The sequence below is a fragment of the Curtobacterium sp. PhB142 genome (assembly GCF_004341255.1).
GTDB lineage: Bacteria > Actinomycetota > Actinomycetes > Actinomycetales > Microbacteriaceae > Curtobacterium.
Genome location: NZ_SLUT01000011.1, coordinates 63,741 through 82,554 on the forward strand (window position 1 = coordinate 63,741; position 18,814 = coordinate 82,554).

Below are 18,814 nucleotides of genomic sequence, written 5' to 3' on the forward strand. Positions count from 1 at the left end.
GACAGGGCCTGGTCGGGTCAGGCGGCGCCGGGCAGGATGGGGCGTGCCCGGAGGGCGACCCGACGACGATGTGGAGTGACGCGATGACGCGTGTAGTGGTGACCGGCGGCAGCGGCAAGCTCGGACGAGCGGTGGTGCGCGACCTCGATGCGCACGGGTACGACGTGGTGCTGCTCGACCGCGTGCCCTCCCCCGACCAGCCCGAGGGCGTGCAGTTCGTCCGGATCGACCTGACCGACTACGGCCAGGTCCTGAACGCCCTGCTCGGCATCGACGACCGGTACGACCACGTGGACGCCGTCGTGCACCTCGCGGCCGTGCCCGCTCCGGGGCAGGTCCCCGACGTGGCGCTCATCACGAACAACGTGACGGCGTCGATCAACGTCTTCCACGCCGCACGCGCCGCGAAGATCAAGAACCTGGTGTGGGCGTCGAGCGAGACCCTGCTCGGCATCCCGATGGGCGAGCACCACCCGCCCTACCTGCCCGTCGACGAGGAGTTCGCGGTCCGCCCGCAGTCGTCGTACTCGCTCGGCAAGGCGGTCGAAGAGGAGATGGCCCGCCACTTCACCCGCTGGGACCCGGAACTGAAGATGATCGGCCTGCGGTTCTCGAACGTGATGGACGAGACCGACTACCCGGCGTTCCCGTGGGACGCCACCCCCGAGGCGAAGACCTTCAACCTGTGGTCCTACATCGACTCGCGTGACGGTGCCCAGGCGGTCCGCAAGGCCGTCGAGGCCGAGCTCACCGGGTTCGAGGCGTTCGTCATCGCGAGCCCCGACACCGTGATGGACACCCCGACGATCGAGCTCGTCGAGCGCTACGTGCCCGACATCGAGCGTCGCGCGGACATCGACGGCGTCAGCTCGCTGCTGTCGTCCGAGAAGGCCCGCGAGCTGCTCGGCTACGCCCCCGAGCACAGCTGGCGCGACGGCCGCTAGCAGCGCCCGCGTCCGCCGCTGAGCCGCCCCTTCGCTAGGCCGGCAGCAGCAGCCCGTCGAGCACCAGGTCGCGCGCCGCCGGCAACAGGTCGGCGGCGAGCACCTGCTCGTCGACACCCGTGATCTGAGCCAGTGCGCCGACGATCGCTGCGACGGACAAGTCCCCGTCGCAGGCTCCGACGAACGCAGCGAGCGCCGTGTCCGCGTCCACCCGCCGTCCGAGTCCGCCGCCCTGCACGAGCGTCATCACCGTGGGGTCGTCGTTGCCCGGCCAGTAGTAGCGCTCCTCGGTGACGTCGCCCGCCACCGTCAGGTGCGCAGTGGCGAGCGCGGCGTCGTCGTGCGCGGCGAGCCACGCGGCCGCGTCCAGGACGCGAGCGACCGTGGCTCCGAGCCCGGCGGGGTTGGAGCCGAGCGTCTCGGGGACGCGCTCGAACCGGCGGAGGCTCGCCGTTCCTCCTGGCAGGGCTCGACGCACCACGACGTAGCCGAAACCGACGCCGGTGACGCGGCGGTCCGCGAAGTCGTCGAGCCACGCGCCCATGAGCGTGTCGAACTCGGGCGTCCCGGGCTTCGTGCCGCCGTCGCGGATCCAGGTCTCGGCGTACGACGTGGGGTCCTGGCGCTCGCGCTCGATGACCCACGCGTCGAGGTCGGTGTCCGCGAACCAGCTGCGCACACGGTCGAGGCCGTCGACGCCCCAGTGGTACTCCCAGTTGCCGAGCAACTGCGCGGTCCCACCGGGCTCGAGGTGCTCGGACAGGCCGCGGAGCACGGTCTCGACCAGCGCATCGCCGACCATGCCGCCGTCGCGGTACTCGTACGAGGGGACGCCCGGCCGGCGGGGTGTGATGACGAACGGCGGGTTCGACACGATGCGGTCGAACCGCTCACCGGCGACGGGTTCGAACAGCGAGCCGTACCGGAAGTCGATGCCGTCGATGCCGTTCAGCTGCGCGTTGAAGCGGGCGATGTCCAGGGCGCGGCGCGAGATGTCGGTGGCCACGACGTGCTCGGCGAAGCGTCGGGCGTGCATGGCCTGGATCCCGCACCCGGTGCCGAGGTCGAGCACCGTGCGGACCGGCACGGGTACCTGCAGGCCGCTCAGGGTGGTGGTCGCACCGCCGATGCCGAGGACGTGCTCCTCGCTGATCGCGTGGCCGAGGGCGAGCTCGCCGAGGTCCGAGACGATCCACCAGCTGCCGGCGCCGAGGTCGTCGACGAAGGCGTAGGGACGCAGGTCCACCGTCGGCTCCACGACTGCGGCGTCGGTGTCGGTGTCAGTGCCACAGACCCGCAGCAGCCCTGTCGCGACCACGGCGTCGAGCCCGGCGGTCGGGAACGCGACTGCGACGTCCGCGCGGGACGTCGGCAGCCCGAGCACGAACAGGGTGGCGAGGGTGCCGAGGGGGGATGTCTCACGAGCAGCCAGGGCACGGAGGGCCGCCACTCGCGACCCCCGGTGCAGCGATGCGGCCGCTTCGGTCCCCCAGAGTGCATCGACCCGGTCGACGGTGAAGCCGGCGGCGTCGAGGTCCGCGGCGAGCGCCGTCGTCACGGCCGGGTCAGCACCGATGTCGGGGAGCGTGTGCACGGCCGCCCCGGCGCCGGCGCCGGCACCCGCGCCGGGTACCGTGCTCACGACTCGATCCCGTCGCGGAGCAGCGCCGCGGGCACCTGCCAGTCGAGCACCAGGTCGAGCAGCCCCGGGAACCGCTGCTGCACGTCCTCGATCCGGACCCGGCTGATGCGGGTCAGGCCCTCGAGGTGCTGTTCGAGCAGTCCGGCCTCGCGCAGGACCCGGAAGTGGTGGGTGAGCGTGGACTTCGGTCGGTCGATGCCGACCCAGCCGCAGCTCCGTTCACCACCGGCGGCGTCGACGAGGTAGCGGTGCAGGATCGCCAACCGGATCGGGTCGCTCAGGGCGTCCAGGACGACGGGGAGGTCCATCTCGGCCACGGACGGCTGGGGCAGCCGCTCGGGGGCATCGACGTGCGCGGGCATGGACGGGACGCTACCACCGTTCGGCTTGCTGTACGACTTGCGTCGTACAGCGGACTACGGTACGAATGCAGTCGTACAACGGACCATCGGAAGGATGCTCATGCAGCAGTCAGCTCGCTCGGTCGCCGGGTTCTGGATCCTCGCGGCGATGCTCCTGGTGTCGGTCGCGTCGTCCGCGGTCCCCTCGCCGATCTACCCGGTCTACGCCGCCGAGTGGCACCTCACGCCACTGATGCTGACCGGCGTCTTCGCCATCTACGTCGCCGGGTTGCTCGCGAGTCTGCTGATCGCCGGCCGACTGTCCGACCACGTCGGCCGCAAGCCCGTGCTCGTCGCCGGTGGTCTCGGCGTCGCCCTGTCGCTCGGACTGTTCGCGATCGCGGACGGCGTCGGCGCGCTCATCGTCGACCGCATCGTGCAGGGCGTCTCCGTCGGACTCCTGATCGGTGCGCTCGGGGCGGCCCTCATCGACAACTCGCTCGAGCGGCACCCGACCCTGGCCGGCGTGCTGAACGGCGTCATCCCGCCGATCGCGCTGGCCACCGGTGCGATGTCGAGCGGTGCACTCGTGCAGTGGGGTCCGGCGCCGGAGCAGCTCGTCTACCTGGTCTTCGGCGCACTGCTCGTGCTCCTCGTGCTGGCACTGTTCGTGGTCCCCGAGCAGGTCCAACGGCGCCCCGGAGCACTCCGTTCGCTGCGTCCGACGATCAGCGTGCCGCGGAGCTCGCGTCGACTGTTCCGCGGCGTCGTCGGTTCCCTCGTCGCCAGCTGGGCCCTCGGCGGCATGTTCCTCTCGCTCGTCCCCTCGGCCCTCGGTGCCGTGTTCGGCATCACGAACCACTTCGCGGCCGGCGCACTCATCGCCGTCGTCACGGGCGTCGGCGCGCTGACCGGACTCGCGACGCAGCGGATGGACGCTCGTCGCGCCGTGCTCGTCGGGCTCGTCGCCCTGGTGCTCGGCCCGATCGTGACCGTGGCGTTCGTGATGGCCCACTCCCTTCCCGGCCTCGTCGTCGGCAGTGCGATCGCCGGCGTCGGCTTCGGTGCCGGGTTCCAGGCACCGCTGCGGATGCTGCTCGCGACCGCGGCACCGACCCACCGCGCCGGACTGCTCTCGACGATCTACGTCGTCAGCTACCTGGCGTTCGGGGTCCCCGCCGTCATCGGTGGGCTGCTCGAACCGTCGATCGGCCTCGTCCCCGTCATCGCCGGGTACGGCGGGTTCATCGTCCTCGCGGCCGTCGTCGCGCTCGTGCTGCAGCTGACGTCGAAGGAAGCAGCCGCCGTCGAGGAGCAGGCCGCCGAGGTCATCGAGCGCACCGCCACCGGCTCGATCCGCGTCGCTGCGGAGTAGCGGGCCGTCCGCCCGGCGGGCGGCGCGCGCCAGGCGCACGGTGCGAGGTTGGTCATCCCGTGCGAGGTTGCTCGCTCAGTGCGCGCATACAGCGCCGCACGGAGCCATCAACCTCGCACGCAGTGACCAACACGGCACGGTGCCGGACGCGACGGGCCGACTCAGTGGCCCGAGTGCGCCGAGTTGGCGCCGCGCGCCCGTCCACGAGCACGCACCCCGACCGTCCGCGCAGCACCCGTGTGGGCGGCGTCGACGTCGGCCTTGCCCCGGTCGGCAGCATCGCGCAGGCGCTTCGGTCCGTGCCGCTTGGCCCAGTCCCAGAAGCGGTGCAGCTGCGCCTTGAGCCACACGATGATCTTGTGGAAGAAGTGAAACTCGCTCGCCAGCACCGTGAGTCCGATGAACACCACGAGCCATCCCGGCCCGGGCAGCGGCACCAGGATGAGTCCGATGATGACGACCAGCCCGCCGACGATGCCGACGAGCACCTTGTAGAACAGGTGCAGGTGCGGCCTGGCGTGGATCCAGGTCCGCATGTCGTGGAACCACTGGAAGCGCTGACGCGGCGCACCGTCGGTCCGGCCCTCGCCGGGTCCGTCGTTCGCGTCGCCGTCCATGCCGAAAACGTAGGGCGTGCGGCTGGGAATCCGCGGCGCACGCGGTGGACGCGCGGTGCGCGTGACGGAGGATGTGTGGCGGGGATGCGCCGCGCCTCCCGTCCGTCAGCGAGTGTCCGCCGGGAGGCCCGTCACGCGTGGGCGACGCACGTCGCGGCCCACGGGACGGCGGCCAATCGGGCCGCTGGGATCGGTTCGCCGCCGACCGCGCAGGTTCCGTAGGTGCCGGCGTCGAGCCGCGCGAGCGCGGCGTCCACCTGCTCGATCCGCTGCCGGGCCGCGTCGCGGACGGCGCCGAGCGAGCCGCGCTCCCACGCGAGGGTCGCGCCCTCGGGGTCGTGCTCGTCGTCGGAGTTGGCGTCCTGGCGGGCGTCACTGACGTCGCGCATGCTCCGCTCGACGTCGGCGAGCAGCCGTTCGTTGCGGGCGCGTTCCGTGTCGAGCGCGGTGCGGGGGTCGTCCATGGCGGACACCGTAGTCGTGACGGAATGCCCGACTCTCCGGATGCGTTTGCATCGACATGACCAAGATCGGGTTCCTGTCGTTCGGACACTGGCGCGACGTGCCGGGGTCGAAGGTGCGCAGCGGGCGTGAGTCCCTGGTGCAGGCGATCGACCTCGCGGTCGCTGCTGAAGAGGCCGGCGTCGACGGCGCCTACTTCCGCGTGCACCACTTCGCACCGCAGCAGGCGGCACCGTTCCCGCTGCTGTCCGCGATCGCCGCGAAGACCAGCCGGATCGAGATCGGGACCGGCGTGATCGACATGCGCTACGAGAACCCGCTCTACATGGCCGAGGAGGCCGCGGCGACCGACCTCATCTCCGGCGGACGACTGCAGCTCGGCGTCTCCCGTGGCTCACCCGAGACCGCCCTCGCCGGTTACCAGCAGTTCGGCTACGTGCCGGACGCGTCCGACGAGAACGGCGGCGACATGGCCCGCGCGCACACCAGCGTGTTCCGTCGCGCCATCGCCGGCGAACCGATGGCGAACGCCAACCCGCAGATGACCGGCTCGGTCGGATCGCTGCCGATCTCCCCGCTCTCCGACTCGCTCGGCGACCGCATCTGGTGGGGCGCCGGCACACGAGCCACCGCCGAGTGGACCGCCGAGCAGGGCATGAACCTGATGTCGTCGACCCTGCTCACCGAGGACACCGGCGTGCCGTTCGACGAACTGCAGGCCGAGCAGATCGAGCGCTTCCGCCGCGTCTGGGCCGAGTCGGGCTGGGAGCGGACCCCTCGGGTGTCGGTGTCGCGCAGCATCATCCCGATCATCGACGACGAGTCGCGGCACTACTTCGGCGTGCGCGCACAGGTCGAGGGGCAGGACCAGGTCGGGCACCTCGACGGCGGGCTCGCCCGCTTCGGCCGCTCGTACATCGGCTCACCCGAGGACCTCGTCGCGGAGCTCGCGGCCGACCAGGCCGTCCGCGCTGCCGACACCGTGCTCGTCACGGTGCCGAACCAGCTCGGCGTCGACTTCAACGCGCGGCTGCTCGCCGCCGTGAAGGACGTGTTCACCGAGGTCGACGCGGCACCCGTCCCGGCCTGATCTGCTCGGTCAGGCGCTGACGGTCAGCGTCGGCCAGATCAGCCGGAAGCGCTCGCAGACCACCGGCATGTCCGGTTCGAAGCCGCGCGGGTTCTCGGAGTGCGCGCGCCAGTACGCCTCGTGCACCGTGCGCCAGTGCTCGAGAGTCCGGTCGCCCTCGCCTTCGGCGCGAGCGTGCTCGGCCCCGACGGCGTCGAACGGGACGATCCGGACGTCCGTCGTCTCGATGACGGCCCGGGGAACACCGGCGCCGTCGGTCACGATGCTGCACTCCCCGGTCGCGGGGAGCGGGTCACCCGTCGCCTCGTAGTCCCAGAGCGATGACGCTGTGCCGTCCTTGACCCCGCGGAGCACCAGGCCGAGCAGCTCGTCTGCCTGCTCCGGAGTGGCACCGAACGACCACGCCTCCGGCACCTCGGCAGGCAGTTCCGGAGCCTCGTCGCGCCGCGCGTTCCAGAAGCCATCGGGGGTCAGGGTCACCAGCCGACCGTAGCGCACCGCCGGGTGTCCGCACATGTGCCGACACCCGCCTTGGGACTGTGGCGGCGGGGCGGCGTCCCCTACCGTCGAGGAGCACCGTCCCCCGCACCTCGAGGAGTCCCCGTGACACTGCCGGCCGCAGGCTGGTTCCCGGACCCGCAGGACGCCAGTCGTCTCCGCTGGTGGGACGGTCACGCCTGGGGTGCCGCGACCCGTGTCCTGCCGAACGCTCCGGAACCGGTCCTGCCGATCGCCGTCGCACCTGTCGGTCCCTCGTTCTCCGTGCACACGGCATCGATCCGGACCCACGCGTGGGCGTCCGGCGGCGGTCGCGACCGACGGTTGTGCGTGTTCACGGTGCTCGCGGTGCTGCTGGCCCTGACGTCGATCCTCGTCAACCCGCTGGGTGTCTGCAGCGCGCTCGCCCTCGTGTGCGGGCTCGTCGGTGTCGTCCGCCCCGGTGCGACCGGTGGGTGGGCGGTCGCTGCGAGGAGTGCGTCCTCGAGCGCGGTCGTGGTGGCGGTCGCGACGGGCGCGGTGGCGGCCTCGGCCCAGTACCACCTCTTCTGACGCGTCCCGGGCCGTCACCGTCCGACTTCGTGAGCAGAAATGGTCGGGTGCCGACCAGCGACCCGACCATTGCTGCTCACGAAGTGCACGCCCGGGCCCGCCGAACGACGAGACCTACCGCCGCGCCCGCGGATGCGCCGTCTGGTACACGTCCCGCAGCATGTCCGCCGTCACCATCGTGTAGATCTGGGTCGTCGCGACGCTCGCGTGCCCGAGCAATTCCTGCACCACGCGCACGTCAGCCCCGCCCTCGAGCAGGTGCGTCGCGAACGAGTGCCGGAAGGTGTGCGGCGACACGTGCGCCTCCAGGTCGGCGGCAGCAGCGGCGGACTGGATCACGAGCCAGGCGCTCTGCCGCGACAGCCGCGCTCCACGGGCACCGAGGAACAGCGCCGGTGTCGACGGACCTCGTACCGCGAACACCGGCCGCGCACGCACCAGGTAGGCGTCGATCGCCGCCCGGGCGAAACTGCCGAGCGGCACGACCCGCTGCTTGTTCCCCTTGCCGGTGACCTTCACGACGGCGAGACCGTCGGCGTCCGGAGCCGAGTCGTCGGACAGCGACGTCACGTCGTCCACCGACAGCCCTACCGCCTCGGAGATCCGCGCGCCGGTGGCGTAGAGCAGTTCGAGCAACGCCTTGTCCCGCAGCCGCACGGGGTCGTCGACACCGGAAGCGCCGTCTGCGGAGACGTCCGTCGACACCGCTCCGAGCAGCCGCTCCATGTCCTCCACCGAGATCGCCTTCGGCAGCCGCATCGGGGCCTTCGGCGGCCGGACGGCGGTACCGGGGTCGAGCGGCAGCCAGCCCTCCCCCGCCGCGAAGGCCGTGAACGAGCGCACCGAGCTGAGCATCCGGGCGATCGACCTCGGTGCCAGCGGACCGTCCGGCTTCGTCGCCAGGTAGGTCACGAACTCCGAGACGTCTGCCCGAGCGAGCCGCCCGACGTCGTCGATCGCAGATGCCCCGCCGGCCCGGTCGGCACCGTCGGACTCGACGACCGAAGCCGTCGTCAGCCACGAGGTGAACACCGCCAGGTCACGCCGGTACGCCGACAGCGTGTGCTGCGACAGCCCGCGCTCGATCGCGACGTGCCGCAGGTACGTCTCCGTGGCACGGTCCAGGGGAATCACGACAGCAGGCGCACGGTCAGTGCAGTGCCTCGTCGGGGGCCCCGACCCGGTACCCGGTGAACGTCACGGTCAGGCCGGCTCGCGTCGGAGCTGCACACAACAGTCCGGCCGACACGGCAGCATCGGGATCGAGGTACGCAACCCGCACCAGCCGGGGTTCCTCGTCGTCGGCCCACGCCCGGACGGTCACGGCATCACCGTCGCGGCTGGCCCGGACGGTCACCACACGTCCCACCCACTCCGGCACGGGCGCCACCGACCAGTCCGAGAAGTCACGGGTCACCACGGCGCCGAGCTGCGGCGTCCCGTCGGAGAACTCGACACCGGCCTTGATCCAGTTCCGCTCGTCGACGCGCAGGAAGACACCGGCCTGGTCGAACTGCTCCGTGTAGTCGAGGACGAACGATGCCTCGACCGAGAACGACCCATCGAGGGGCTGCACCAGCGCGTGCTCGGAGTCGTGCACGAACCCGTACGACGTGGTCCGCCAGGCGTCGCTGCCCCGGGCCGCCGTGACCCGCAGCACATCGCCGTCGAGCTCCGCGGCCTCGGGCTCGTGCGTCCACGTCGCCGCGTCGACCAGTTCTCGCAGGCTCATGCGCGGCCTCGCTCGAGCGCATCCACCGCGAGCACCGCCACGACCAGCCCGGAGTTGTGCAGCCGACCATCGAGGATCGCCTCCACCAGCTCGGCCCGCGGCACCCACCGCTTCACGATGTCGGCTTCCTCGGCCTCGCGCTCGAACGTCGTCGTCGTGGGCCGCACGCCCCGGGCGCGGTAGACCTGCAGGAACTCGTTGCTCCCGCCGGACGACGTGTTGTACCGGACCAGCGGCTCCCACGTGTCCGCTTCGAGGTCGGCCTCTTCAGCGAGTTCGCGGGCGGCAGCGACCTGGAGGTCCTCGCCCTCGACGTCCAGTAGCCCGGCCGGCAGCTCCCAGTCGCGCACCCGAACCGGGTGCCGGTACTGCTGGATCACGAGGACACGGCCCTCGTCGTCCTCGGCGTAGACCGCGACGGCACCGGTGTGGTCGATGTACTCCCGCACCATCGTCTCGTCGTGGTACGCGATCGCGTCGCGGCGCACGTCCCAGACGGCGCCGTCGTACACGACGGTGGACTCGGTGACCTCGAACGAGGCGGCTTCGTCAGCGATGGGTGCGTCAGTCACGGAACCATCCAAGCACGCGCCCCTCGCGGAACCAGGTTCCGGACACAGCACTGCGTCGTTCCGTGGTTCCGTGTCCGGAACCAGGTTCCGTGGGCGCGACCACAGACGGACGGGAGGCGCGGTGCCAGCTGGCACCGCGCCTCCCGTCATCGACAACGCGCGTTACGCGACCTGCTCCTCGTTCTGCGGGTCGAACAGGCTGGACGCCTCGTGGCGCTCGATCGCGGCCGCGACGAGCCCCGCGAACAGCGGGTGCGCGTTCGTCGGACGCGAGCGCAGCTCCGGGTGCGCCTGCGTCGCGATGTAGAACGGGTGCACGTCGCGCGGCAGCTCGACGTACTCGACCAGGCTGCCGTCGGGCGACGTGCCCGAGAACACCAGGCCGGCGTCCGCGATCTGCTGCCGGTACGTGTTGTTGACCTCGTAGCGGTGACGGTGGCGCTCGGACGCCTCGGGCGCACCGTAGAGCGACTCGGCCAACGACCCGGAGCTGAACGTCGCCGGGTACAAGCCGAGGCGCATGGTGCCGCCCAGGTCGCCGCCGGCGATGATGTCCACCTGCTCCGCCATGGTCGCGATGACCGGCGTCGAGGTCTCCGGGTCGAACTCGGTGCTCGACGCGTCGGTCAGGCCGGCCTCGTGGCGGGCGTACTCGATGACCATGCACTGCAGGCCGAGGCACAGGCCGAGCGTCGGGATGCCCTGCTCACGGGCGAAGCGCAGCGCGCCGAGCTTGCCCTCGATGCCACGCACGCCGAACCCACCGGGGATGCAGATGCCGTCGACGTCGCCGAGCTGCTTCGCAGCGCCCTCGGGCGTGGTGCAGTCGTCGGAGACGACCCACTTCAGCGTCACCTTCGCGTCGTGCGCGAAGCCGCCGGCACGGAGCGCCTCGGTGACCGACAGGTAGGCGTCCGGCAGGTCGATGTACTTGCCGACGAGGGCGATCGTGACGTCCTTCTTCGGCTCGTGCACGGCACGGAGCACCGGGGTCCACGCGGTCCAGTCGACCGGGCCGGCCTCGAGCTTGAGCGCGTCGACGATGACCTGGTCGAGGCCCTGGTTGTTCAGCAGCGTCGGCAGGTCGTAGATCGACGGGACGTCCACGGCGTTCACCACGGCGTCCTCGTCGACGTCGCACATCAGCGCGATCTTCTTCTTGTTCGAGTCCGACACCGGGCGGTCCGACCGCAGCACGAGGGCGTCGGGCTGAATGCCGATCGAGCGGAGCGCGGCGACCGAGTGCTGCGTCGGCTTCGTCTTCTGCTCACCCGACGCGTTCATGAACGGCACGAGCGACACGTGCACGAAGAACACGTTGTTGCGGCCGAGCTCGTGGCGCACCTGGCGCGCCGACTCGATGAACGGCTGCGACTCGATGTCGCCGACGGTGCCGCCGACCTCGGTGATGATGACGTCGGGCTGCGGGTCGTTCTCCGCCTGCTCGCGCATCCGACGCTTGATCTCGTCGGTGATGTGCGGGATGACCTGCACGGTGTCACCGAGGTACTCGCCACGACGCTCCTTGGCGATCACCGTCGAGTACACCTGGCCGGTCGTGACGTTCGCCGACTGCGCCAGGTTGATGTCGAGGAAACGCTCGTAGTGTCCGATGTCGAGGTCCGTCTCCGCACCGTCGTCGGTCACGAAGACCTCGCCGTGCTGGAACGGGTTCATGGTGCCCGGGTCCACGTTGAGGTACGGGTCGAGCTTCTGCATGACGACCTTGAGGCCGCGAGCCGTCAGGAGATTGCCGAGGCTGGCTGCCGTCAGGCCCTTGCCGAGAGACGAGACGACCCCGCCGGTCACGAAGATCTGCTTCGTCACCTTCGGGGTCGGGGTGTTTGCCTGGGTACCGCTGCTGAGAGTGTCCGCCACGGGATTCCATCGTACGTCAGAACTGCCGGGAGGCGCGACCTCGGTTCGCCGTGGGCGTTGCGCGGGGTGGGCGGCCGGGTCTTCGGGCCGTGCGCGCGTGGGCGTGCTTGCTTGCTTGCTTGCGGCCGCGTGGCAGGTCAGGCCGTCTGGCCGGCCACGTCGAGCAGTTCGCGGGCGTGTTCCACGCCGCTCGCGCTGTCGCCGAGTCCCGAGAGCAACCGCGCCATCTCCTGCAGTCGGTCCTCGCCCTCGAGCCGTCGCACGCTCGACGAGGTCACGGCGCCGCTGGCGTCCTTCACCACGTTGAGGTGGTTGTTCGCGAACGCCGCGACCTGCGCCAGGTGCGTGACGACGATGACCTGCGTGCGCTCGGCGAGCTTCGCCAGCCGACGGCCGATCTCGATCGCCGCGGCACCGCCCACGCCGGCGTCGACCTCGTCGAAGACGAACGTCGGCACGGTCGTGCTGCCGGCCATCACGACCTCGATCGCGAGCATCACGCGCGAGAGCTCGCCGCCCGATGCCCCCTTGCCGATCGGTCGGGGGTCGGTGCCGGAGTGCGGCTGCAGCAGGATCGACACCTGGTCGCGTCCGTGTCGGCGGTACTCCCCCGCGTCGGTGACCTCGACCACCAGGGTGGCGCCGGCCATCGCGAGCGTCTTCAGCTCGGTCGTGACGCGCTTCGCGAGGTCCGCTGCCGCCTTCGTGCGGGCAGCGGTCAACGCGGCCGCGGCCGCCGCGAGGGCCTGTTCGTCCTGTTCGACGGACTGCTGGAGGGCGGCGATGCGGTCGTCGTCGCCGTCCAGCTCGAGCAGGCGGTCGCTCGCCCGCTGCCCGTAGTCGATGACGTCGTCGACGGTCTCGCCGTACTTGCGGGTGAGGCCGGCGAGCAGGGCGCGCCGTTCGTTGATGAGCTCGAGGTCGTGACCGGCCTCGGGCTCGAGCGAGCCGAGGTAGCTGGAGATGCTCGCCGAGGCCTCGGCCGCCTGGATGCCGAGCTCCGTGAGCTGTTCGAGCACGGGCTGCAGGGCGGCGTCGGAGTCGGCGACCCGCTCGACGGCGCGTCGGGCGGACTCGACCAGGCCGACGACGTCGGAGACGCCGTCGAGGGACTCGCTGGACAGGGCCTCGTGCGCCAGGGCCGCGGACAGCCGGAGTTCCTCGAGGTTGCCGAGCCGGTCGGCGCGCTCGGCGAGCTCGACGTCCTCGCCGGGCTGCGGGTCGGCCGCTTCGATCTCGTCCGAGGCAGCGCGGATCCGGTCGGCTTCGGCCACCCGCTCGTCGCGGTCGCGCGTCAGTGTCTCGAGTTCGCCCGTGTGCTGCTGCCACGCGTCGTACGCGGCGACGTACCGGTTCAGGGCCTTCTCGAGGGCCGCCCCGCCGAAGCCGTCGAGCGCCGCACGCTGCGCGGTCGACGAGGTCAGTCGGATCTGGTCGGACTGGCCGTGCACCGTCACGAGCTGGTCCGCGAGTTCACCGAGCACGGCGACGGGAGCGCTGCGGCCCCCGACGGTCGCACGGCTGCGCCCCTCGGCCGAGACCGTGCGCGTGAGGATCAGTTCGCCGTCCTCCACCGCGCCGCCGGCGTCCTCGACGCGTTCGGCGACGGCAGCGTGCTCGGGGACGTTCCACCGGCCCTCGACCACGGCGCTCGAGGCACCACGGCGGACCGAACCGGCGTCCGCCCGAGCACCGAGCAACAGCCCGAGGGCCGTGACGATCATGGTCTTGCCGGCACCGGTCTCGCCCGTGACGACGGTGAACCCCGGACCGAGTTCGAGCGTGGTCTCGCCGATGACCCCGAGGTCACGGATCGCGATCTCCTCGATCATCGGTGGTGCTCCTCGCCTCGGCCGGTCACAGGTGGTCCTCGTCCTCGTCGGTCTGCGGCCCGCGCCACCCGGTGACGGGGAGCCGGAACTTCGCGACCAACCGGTCGGTGAACGGAGCGTCCTTGAGGCGCGCGACCCGCACGGGGTCCGGCGACCGTCGGACCTCGACGCGAGCGCCCGGCGGCAGGTCGTGCGTCCGGCGACCGTCGCACCACAGCACCCCGACACCGCTCGTGCGCCGCAGGACCTCGATCGCGAGCGTGCAGTCCGGGCCCACCACGATCGGGCGGGCGAACAGGGCGTGCGCGCTGAGCGGCACCATCAGCAGGGCGTCGACGTCGGGCCAGACGATGGGACCGCCGCCGGAGAACGAGTACGCCGTGGACCCGGTGGGGGTCGACACGACGACGCCGTCGCACCCGAACGAGGACAGCGGGCGACCGTCGACCTCGGTCACCACTTCGAGCATGCGCTCGCGCGAGGCCTTCTCGATGGTGGCCTCGTTGAGCGCCCAACTCGAGTAGACGATCTGGTTGCCGACGACCACGTCGACCTGCAGGGTGACGCGCTCCTCGACGTGGTACTCACCCGACAGGGCGCGCTCGACGGTCTCGGCGAGGGCGTCCCGCTCGCTCTCCGCCAGGAAGCCCACGTGCCCGAGGTTCACGCCGACGATCGGCGCCCGCGTCTCGCGCACGAGTTCGGCCGCACGCAGGATCGTGCCGTCGCCGCCGAGCACGATGACGATCTCGAGCTGGTCCGCCTGGACGTCGACGCCCAGGATGTCGACCTGCCCCACCGAGGCTTCGGCCCGCCGGATGTCGGCGTACTCGTCGAACGGCATCACCGGGATCAGACCGGCGGCGTGCAGGAGGTCGCAGACCTCGACCGCAGCGTCGATCGAGTCACGGCGACCCGTGTGGGAGACGAGCAGGATGTGCCGGTCGTCGCTCATGCGGTCCCCTCTGTGAGTTCGGTTGCCCGGACTCTCCATTCTGTCGGATTGCCACCGACACCACGCTGGAAGCGCGCGAGGTACTCGTGGTTCCCGTGCGTCCCGATGATCGGCGACGCCGCGAGCCCGGTGGTCCCGAAGCCCAGGTCCCATGCGGCCCACAGGACGTTCATCAGGGCGTCGTCTCGGAGTGCCGGATCGTGCACGATGCCCTCGCGCACCCCGCCGCGACCGACCTCGAACTGCGGCTTCACCAACAGGACGAAGTCGTCGGCGGGGACGGCCTCGGCCAGGGCGGGCAGCACGAGCCGGAGCGAGATGAAGGACAGGTCGCCGACCACCAGGGTCGTCTCGGCTGCGGCGCCGTCGAGCGCGAGGTAGTCCGACCGGGTCAGGCTGCGGGCGTTGGTGCCCTCGACCACGGCGACACGCTCGTCGACGGCGATCGTCGGGTGCAGTTGCCCGTGCCCGACGTCGAGCGCGATGACCCGGCGAGCACCACGGGCCAGGAGCACCTGCGTGAAGCCACCCGTGCTCGCACCGACGTCGAGCACCACACGGCCGGACGGGTCGACGCCGAACGCATCCAGCGCTCCGACCAGCTTCTGGGCAGCGCGGGAGACCCACTCGTCGGCCGCGTCGACCACGATGTCGGCAGCCGGCGAGGTCGGGGTGGAGGGCTTCACGACGGGACGACCGTCGACCGTCACCCGGCCGTCCTGGATGAGCTTGGTGGCAGCGGTGCGCGACCGTGCGAGGCCACGTGTCGCGAGCAGGGCGTCGAGGCGGACCGGGGTCGCGTCGGGCACGGCTCCGTCCGGTTCAGGCACTCGCGGTGCCGCCGCTCTCGAGCCGCGTGCGCAGCTCGTCGTGGAGTGCCGAGAACGCGTCGGCGCGCTCGACGAGCGGCAGGGCCTCGGCCGCCGAGGTGCGCGCGGCGAACTCGTCCTGCGGTTCCAGGTCGGCGGACGGCTGCTCGGGGTTCGGCACGTCCGACACGCTACTCGCCGCCGTACAGCTGCGGGTCCACGTCGAGACCGTAGATGGCCAGGCCGGACTCCCAGATCAGCGCCGCGCCGGCACGGAGCCGATCGATGTCGCTGCCGGCGTCGAGCACCCGCATCACGTGCCCCCGCATCGCCACGGTGGCGCTGCCGACGGTGACGTACCGCGTGCCGTCGTCGTCCTGCCGCCGGACGGTCACCGGGTAGGGCTCGGACAGACCACGGAGGTCCTCGAGCACGAACACCGGACGCGATCGCTGATCGGCCGCGAGCACCTGCTTCGCCTGGTCGATGCCGGTGAGCACGAGGACGCTCGGGATCCCGACGTCGTTCGCTCCCTTGATGTCGGTGTCGAGACGGTCGCCGATGAACAGTGTCTTCCCACCGCCGAACCGCTCGACCGCGGCGTCGAAGATCGGGCGCTCCGGCTTGCCGGCGACCACGGGCATCCGCCCCACGGCCTGGTGGACCGCGGACACGAGCGTGCCGTTGCCGGGGGCGATGCCGCGCTCGACCGGGATCGACCAGTCCATGTTCGTGGCGACCCACGGGATCGCCGGGTCGGCCAACGCGAACGACGCCTCGGCCAGTTCCTTCCACCCGAGGTCCGGGGAGAAGCCCTGGATGACCGCGGCCGGGGAGTCCTCGGCACTGGTCGTCACCGTGAAGCCAGCGGCCTCGACGATGCTCGACAGTCCCAGCCCACCGGTGACGAGCACCGTCGCGCCGGCGGGCACCAGCGTCGACAGGAGCTGCACGCCCGCCTGCGACGACGTGACGACGTCGTCCTCGGACACCTCGAGCCCGTAGCGCTCGAGGTGCTCGGCGACGTCGATCGGTCGTCGGGACGCGTTGTTGGTGATGTACCCGACCCGTGCGGTCAGCGAGGCCCGTGTGAGCGCCTCGACCGCGTGCGGGATCGCGTTCCGCCCCCGGTAGACGACGCCGTCGAGGTCCGTGAGCACCACGTCGACGCCGTCCGTCGGCGCGGTCGGGACGTCAGTCGGCTGCGGAGCCGTCGACGTCGCGGGGGTTGTCGTCGTCGAGTTCGCCGGGCTCGTCGGCGGCGCCGGGTTCGCCGACGACCTCGGGCTCGGCGAGGGCTGGCTCGTCGTCGTCGTCGAGGTCGGCGTCGTCGTCGAGCTGGTCGGTGTCGTCGAGCTCGCCGGCGTCTCCGTGTTCTTCGACTTCGAGCGTTTCCTCGACCACATCAACTGTCTCCCAAGCGTTCTCGTCGGCGGCTTCGGCGAGAGCCGCTGCCGCACGGTCGACACGGGCCCACCACTCGTCGGCCTCGTCCTGGCGGCCGAGCTCTTCGAGCGTGGCCGCGTAAGCACTGTAGAGCGCCGGTGACCACGTGTAGGCCGTGGACGGGTCCAGCTGTGGAATCTCCAGCTCGCCCAGGGCAGCTGTGGGGTTCCCGAGGTCGATGCGTGCGCCGGACATCGCGATCGCGAGTTCGACCTGCACGGCGGTGTCGAGCGCGGCACGCTCCACCGAACGGCCGAGTTCGAGCGCGCGCTCCGGGCGGCCGAGGCCTCGTTCGCAGTCCACCATCATCGGGAGCTGGTCGTTGCGGCCGGAGATGCGCCGGTAGGTGCGGAGCTCGCGCAGCGCGGTCGCGAAGTCCCCCAGGCGGTACGCCGTGATCGCAGCGGTCTCGCGGACGACACCGACGCGACCGGCACGGCGGGCGGCGCTCAGGGCGTGCTCGTTCGCCAGAGCGGGGTCCTCGTCGACGAACAGCGCCGCGGCCACGAGGTGCCGGGCGACCCAGTCGGCGTTGTCCTTGCTGAGCGTCTTCAGCTCCATGCGCGCTGCGGGGTCGAGGTCGCGCGCATCGATCTCGTCGGGGATGTCCGGGGCGTCGTGGCGCGGACGGATCGACTTCGTGCCGTACGGGTCGCGGTCTTCCCAGTCGTCGCGGGCTGCCTCGCCGAACCGTGCGCCGGCGTGACGCGTCCCGTCGCCGAAGCGGCGGCGGTCGTCGCCACCGTCCTGACGCGGGCGGTCGCCACCGCGGGCCGGACGGTCCGAAGCGCCCCGGAAGGAGGGACGGTCACCGTCACGACGCGGACGGTCGCCATCGCGGGCCGGACGGTCGCCGTCACGCGCCGGACGGTCGGAACCACCGCGGTACGCGGGACGGTCAGAGCCGCCGCGGTACGCGGGACGGTCGCCGTCACGACGCGGACGGTCCGATGAACCTCCACGGTACGACGGACGGTCCCCGTCACGCGCCGGGCGGTCAGAGCCGCTGCGGTACGGGCGGTCTCCATCGCGAGCGGGACGGTCGGAACCACCGCGGTACGCGGGACGGTCGCCATCACGACGCGGACGATCCGAACCACCCTGGTAGGGGCGGTCGCCATCACGACGGGGACGATCCGAACCACCGCGGTGAGCAGGACGATCGCCGTCGCGGGCGGGACGGTCCGAGCCACCGCGGTAGGCGGGGCGGTCACCATCACGACGCGGACGATCCGAACCACCCTGGTACGGGCGGTCACCATCACGACGCGGACGATCCAAACCGCCCTGGTACGGGCGGTCACCATCACGACGCGGACGATCCGAACCACCACGGTAGGCGGGACGGTCACCATCACGCGCGGGGCGGTCCGACCGGAACGGACGGTCCCCGTCGCGGCGCGGACGCTCAGCACCGCGGGGGCCGTCGCCGCGCGGCGGACGGCCGGAGTCGCCGCGATCGCTCCGCCACGACGGACGATCGTCACGGTCTCTTGAGCGGAACGGACGGTCGCCACCGCTCCGCGGCGCACTGTCGCGACGTGCAGCGCCGTCGCGGAACGGACGGTCGGAGCGCTCAGGACGGTCACGACGGTCGCCCTCACGGCGTTCGAAGTCACGTGGACCGGACGACCAACGGCCTCCGCTCGCAGCGTCTCCGCGCGGACCTCCGTCGCGTCGAGGGGCTCGGTCGTCCCGTCGGGGTCGGTCTCCCCGGTCGCCGTCGTTCCGCCGCTCGTCGTCGTTCGCCACCGTTGCTCCTCATCGCGTGCCCGAACCGAAGGCCGGGCGTTCGTCCGCTGTGTCGTTGTGTTGGGTGCCGCGTCGGTCGGACCGACGTTCGAGCTCCAGTCCATCACGAACCGGAGCCGACGTCGAGCGACGAGCGGCAAAACAGAAATGGCCACCGGCCACCACCGTGAACGAGGGTCTCCCCTGCGAATTCACGATGGAGGGCCGATGGCCACATCTTCTTACGTTAAGTCCGGCGGCGTCCTACTCTCCCACAAGGTCCCCCTTGCAGTACCATCGGCGCTGAGAGGCTTAGCTTCCGGGTTCGGAATGTGACC

The 18,814-nt window shown here is 71.4% G+C and carries 19 protein-coding genes and 1 rRNA gene; 4 read left to right on the top strand and 16 right to left on the bottom strand.

Annotated elements, in window-relative coordinates; all coding sequences use genetic code 11:
* Window positions 1-83: 83 nt before the first annotated feature.
* Window positions 84-944 carry an NAD(P)-dependent oxidoreductase gene (locus EDF31_RS17895; RefSeq protein ID WP_111086594.1) on the top strand — a complete coding sequence of 287 codons (861 nt, stop codon included), beginning with the start codon at window positions 84-86 and terminating at the stop codon, window positions 942-944.
* 34 nt (window positions 945-978) lie between these two features.
* Here the strand turns inward: EDF31_RS17895 and EDF31_RS17900 are convergent, their stop codons facing one another.
* On the bottom strand, window positions 979-2,538 hold the full coding sequence (locus EDF31_RS17900; protein ID WP_207896286.1) for a methyltransferase: 1,560 nt from the start codon (window positions 2,536-2,538) through the stop codon (window positions 979-981).
* Between the two features lie 44 nt (window positions 2,539-2,582).
* Window positions 2,583-2,948, bottom strand: a complete 366-nt coding sequence (locus tag EDF31_RS17905) for a helix-turn-helix domain-containing protein (protein WP_123314349.1) — start codon at window positions 2,946-2,948, stop codon at window positions 2,583-2,585.
* 100 nt (window positions 2,949-3,048) lie between these two features.
* On the opposite strand from EDF31_RS17905, the gene EDF31_RS17910 reads away from it, so the two are divergent.
* Window positions 3,049-4,302: an MFS transporter gene (locus EDF31_RS17910; RefSeq protein WP_131847177.1), complete on the top strand. Its 1,254-nt coding sequence runs from the start codon at window positions 3,049-3,051 to the stop codon at window positions 4,300-4,302.
* Window positions 4,303-4,463: 161 nt separating this feature from the next.
* Here EDF31_RS17910 and EDF31_RS17915 read toward each other — a convergent pair whose 3' ends face one another.
* Window positions 4,464-4,919, bottom strand: a complete 456-nt coding sequence (locus EDF31_RS17915) for a TIGR02611 family protein (RefSeq protein ID WP_243650131.1) — start codon at window positions 4,917-4,919, stop codon at window positions 4,464-4,466.
* Window positions 4,920-5,050: 131 nt separating this feature from the next.
* Window positions 5,051-5,383: a TraR/DksA C4-type zinc finger protein gene (locus EDF31_RS17920; RefSeq protein ID WP_111086578.1), complete on the bottom strand. Its 333-nt coding sequence runs from the start codon at window positions 5,381-5,383 to the stop codon at window positions 5,051-5,053.
* A 50-nt stretch (window positions 5,384-5,433) separates the two neighbouring features.
* Between EDF31_RS17920 and EDF31_RS17925 the strand changes: the two genes are divergently transcribed.
* A complete protein-coding gene (locus EDF31_RS17925; protein ID WP_131847179.1) occupies window positions 5,434-6,471 on the top strand; it encodes an LLM class flavin-dependent oxidoreductase in 1,038 nt (345 codons plus the stop codon).
* Between the two features lie 9 nt (window positions 6,472-6,480).
* Here the strand turns inward: EDF31_RS17925 and EDF31_RS17930 are convergent, their stop codons facing one another.
* The gene (locus EDF31_RS17930; protein WP_243650134.1) at window positions 6,481-6,945 is read right to left on the bottom strand and encodes an ASCH domain-containing protein; all 465 of its coding nucleotides are present in this window, start codon (window positions 6,943-6,945) and stop codon (window positions 6,481-6,483) included.
* Window positions 6,946-7,074: 129 nt separating this feature from the next.
* Between EDF31_RS17930 and EDF31_RS17935 the strand changes: the two genes are divergently transcribed.
* A complete protein-coding gene (locus EDF31_RS17935) occupies window positions 7,075-7,521 on the top strand; it encodes a DUF2510 domain-containing protein (RefSeq protein WP_165901480.1) in 447 nt (148 codons plus the stop codon).
* Between the two features lie 114 nt (window positions 7,522-7,635).
* Here EDF31_RS17935 and EDF31_RS17940 read toward each other — a convergent pair whose 3' ends face one another.
* The 11 genes from EDF31_RS17940 to rrf all read right to left on the bottom strand — a co-directional run.
* Window positions 7,636-8,652, bottom strand: coding sequence for a site-specific tyrosine recombinase XerD (locus EDF31_RS17940; protein WP_131847207.1), 1,017 nt, complete (start codon window positions 8,650-8,652; stop codon window positions 7,636-7,638).
* A gap of 19 nt (window positions 8,653-8,671) precedes the next feature.
* The gene (locus EDF31_RS17945) at window positions 8,672-9,253 is read right to left on the bottom strand and encodes a DUF1349 domain-containing protein (RefSeq protein WP_131847185.1); all 582 of its coding nucleotides are present in this window, start codon (window positions 9,251-9,253) and stop codon (window positions 8,672-8,674) included.
* Window positions 9,250-9,825 (bottom strand): NUDIX hydrolase, encoded by a 576-nt coding sequence (locus tag EDF31_RS17950; RefSeq protein ID WP_207896285.1) that lies wholly within the window; start codon window positions 9,823-9,825, stop codon window positions 9,250-9,252. The genes EDF31_RS17945 and EDF31_RS17950 overlap by 4 nt, the downstream gene beginning before the upstream one ends.
* A gap of 162 nt (window positions 9,826-9,987) precedes the next feature.
* A complete protein-coding gene (locus EDF31_RS17955; protein WP_173170571.1) occupies window positions 9,988-11,703 on the bottom strand; it encodes a CTP synthase in 1,716 nt (571 codons plus the stop codon).
* Window positions 11,704-11,840: 137 nt separating this feature from the next.
* On the bottom strand, window positions 11,841-13,535 hold the full coding sequence (gene recN / locus EDF31_RS17960) for a DNA repair protein RecN (RefSeq protein ID WP_131847188.1): 1,695 nt from the start codon (window positions 13,533-13,535) through the stop codon (window positions 11,841-11,843).
* A gap of 25 nt (window positions 13,536-13,560) precedes the next feature.
* On the bottom strand, window positions 13,561-14,490 hold the full coding sequence (locus EDF31_RS17965) for an NAD kinase (RefSeq protein ID WP_111086586.1): 930 nt from the start codon (window positions 14,488-14,490) through the stop codon (window positions 13,561-13,563).
* Window positions 14,487-15,299 carry a TlyA family RNA methyltransferase gene (locus EDF31_RS17970; RefSeq protein ID WP_243650133.1) on the bottom strand — a complete coding sequence of 271 codons (813 nt, stop codon included), beginning with the start codon at window positions 15,297-15,299 and terminating at the stop codon, window positions 14,487-14,489. Before EDF31_RS17970 ends, EDF31_RS17965 begins: the two co-directional genes overlap by 4 nt.
* Before the next feature lie 13 nt (window positions 15,300-15,312).
* Window positions 15,313-15,480, bottom strand: coding sequence for a hypothetical protein (locus EDF31_RS20090; protein ID WP_165901481.1), 168 nt, complete (start codon window positions 15,478-15,480; stop codon window positions 15,313-15,315).
* Between the two features lie 10 nt (window positions 15,481-15,490).
* Window positions 15,491-16,462, bottom strand: coding sequence for an HAD-IIA family hydrolase (locus EDF31_RS17975; RefSeq protein WP_131847190.1), 972 nt, complete (start codon window positions 16,460-16,462; stop codon window positions 15,491-15,493).
* Between the two features lie 31 nt (window positions 16,463-16,493).
* Window positions 16,494-17,306, bottom strand: coding sequence for a hypothetical protein (locus EDF31_RS17980; RefSeq protein ID WP_131847192.1), 813 nt, complete (start codon window positions 17,304-17,306; stop codon window positions 16,494-16,496).
* A 1,421-nt stretch (window positions 17,307-18,727) separates the two neighbouring features.
* Window positions 18,728-18,814 (bottom strand): 5S ribosomal RNA (rrf, locus tag EDF31_RS17985); the annotation flags it as partial.

Bases quoted from the DNA above. Each gene is read 5' to 3' on its own strand.
- EDF31_RS17895 (WP_111086594.1), top strand. From the start codon at position 84: ATGACGCGTGTAGTGGTGACCGGCGGCAGCGGCAAGCTCGGACGAGCG.
- EDF31_RS17905 (WP_123314349.1), bottom strand. From the start codon at position 2,948: ATGCCCGCGCACGTCGATGCCCCCGAGCGGCTGCCCCAGCCGTCCGTG.
- EDF31_RS17910 (WP_131847177.1), top strand. From the start codon at position 3,049: ATGCAGCAGTCAGCTCGCTCGGTCGCCGGGTTCTGGATCCTCGCGGCG.
- EDF31_RS17915 (WP_243650131.1), bottom strand. From the start codon at position 4,919: ATGGACGGCGACGCGAACGACGGACCCGGCGAGGGCCGGACCGACGGT.
- EDF31_RS17920 (WP_111086578.1), bottom strand. From the start codon at position 5,383: ATGGACGACCCCCGCACCGCGCTCGACACGGAACGCGCCCGCAACGAA.
- EDF31_RS17945 (WP_131847185.1), bottom strand. From the start codon at position 9,253: ATGAGCCTGCGAGAACTGGTCGACGCGGCGACGTGGACGCACGAGCCC.
- recN (WP_131847188.1), bottom strand. From the start codon at position 13,535: ATGATCGAGGAGATCGCGATCCGTGACCTCGGGGTCATCGGCGAGACC.
- EDF31_RS17965 (WP_111086586.1), bottom strand. From the start codon at position 14,490: ATGAGCGACGACCGGCACATCCTGCTCGTCTCCCACACGGGTCGCCGT.
- EDF31_RS17980 (WP_131847192.1), bottom strand. From the start codon at position 17,306: ATGGAGCTGAAGACGCTCAGCAAGGACAACGCCGACTGGGTCGCCCGG.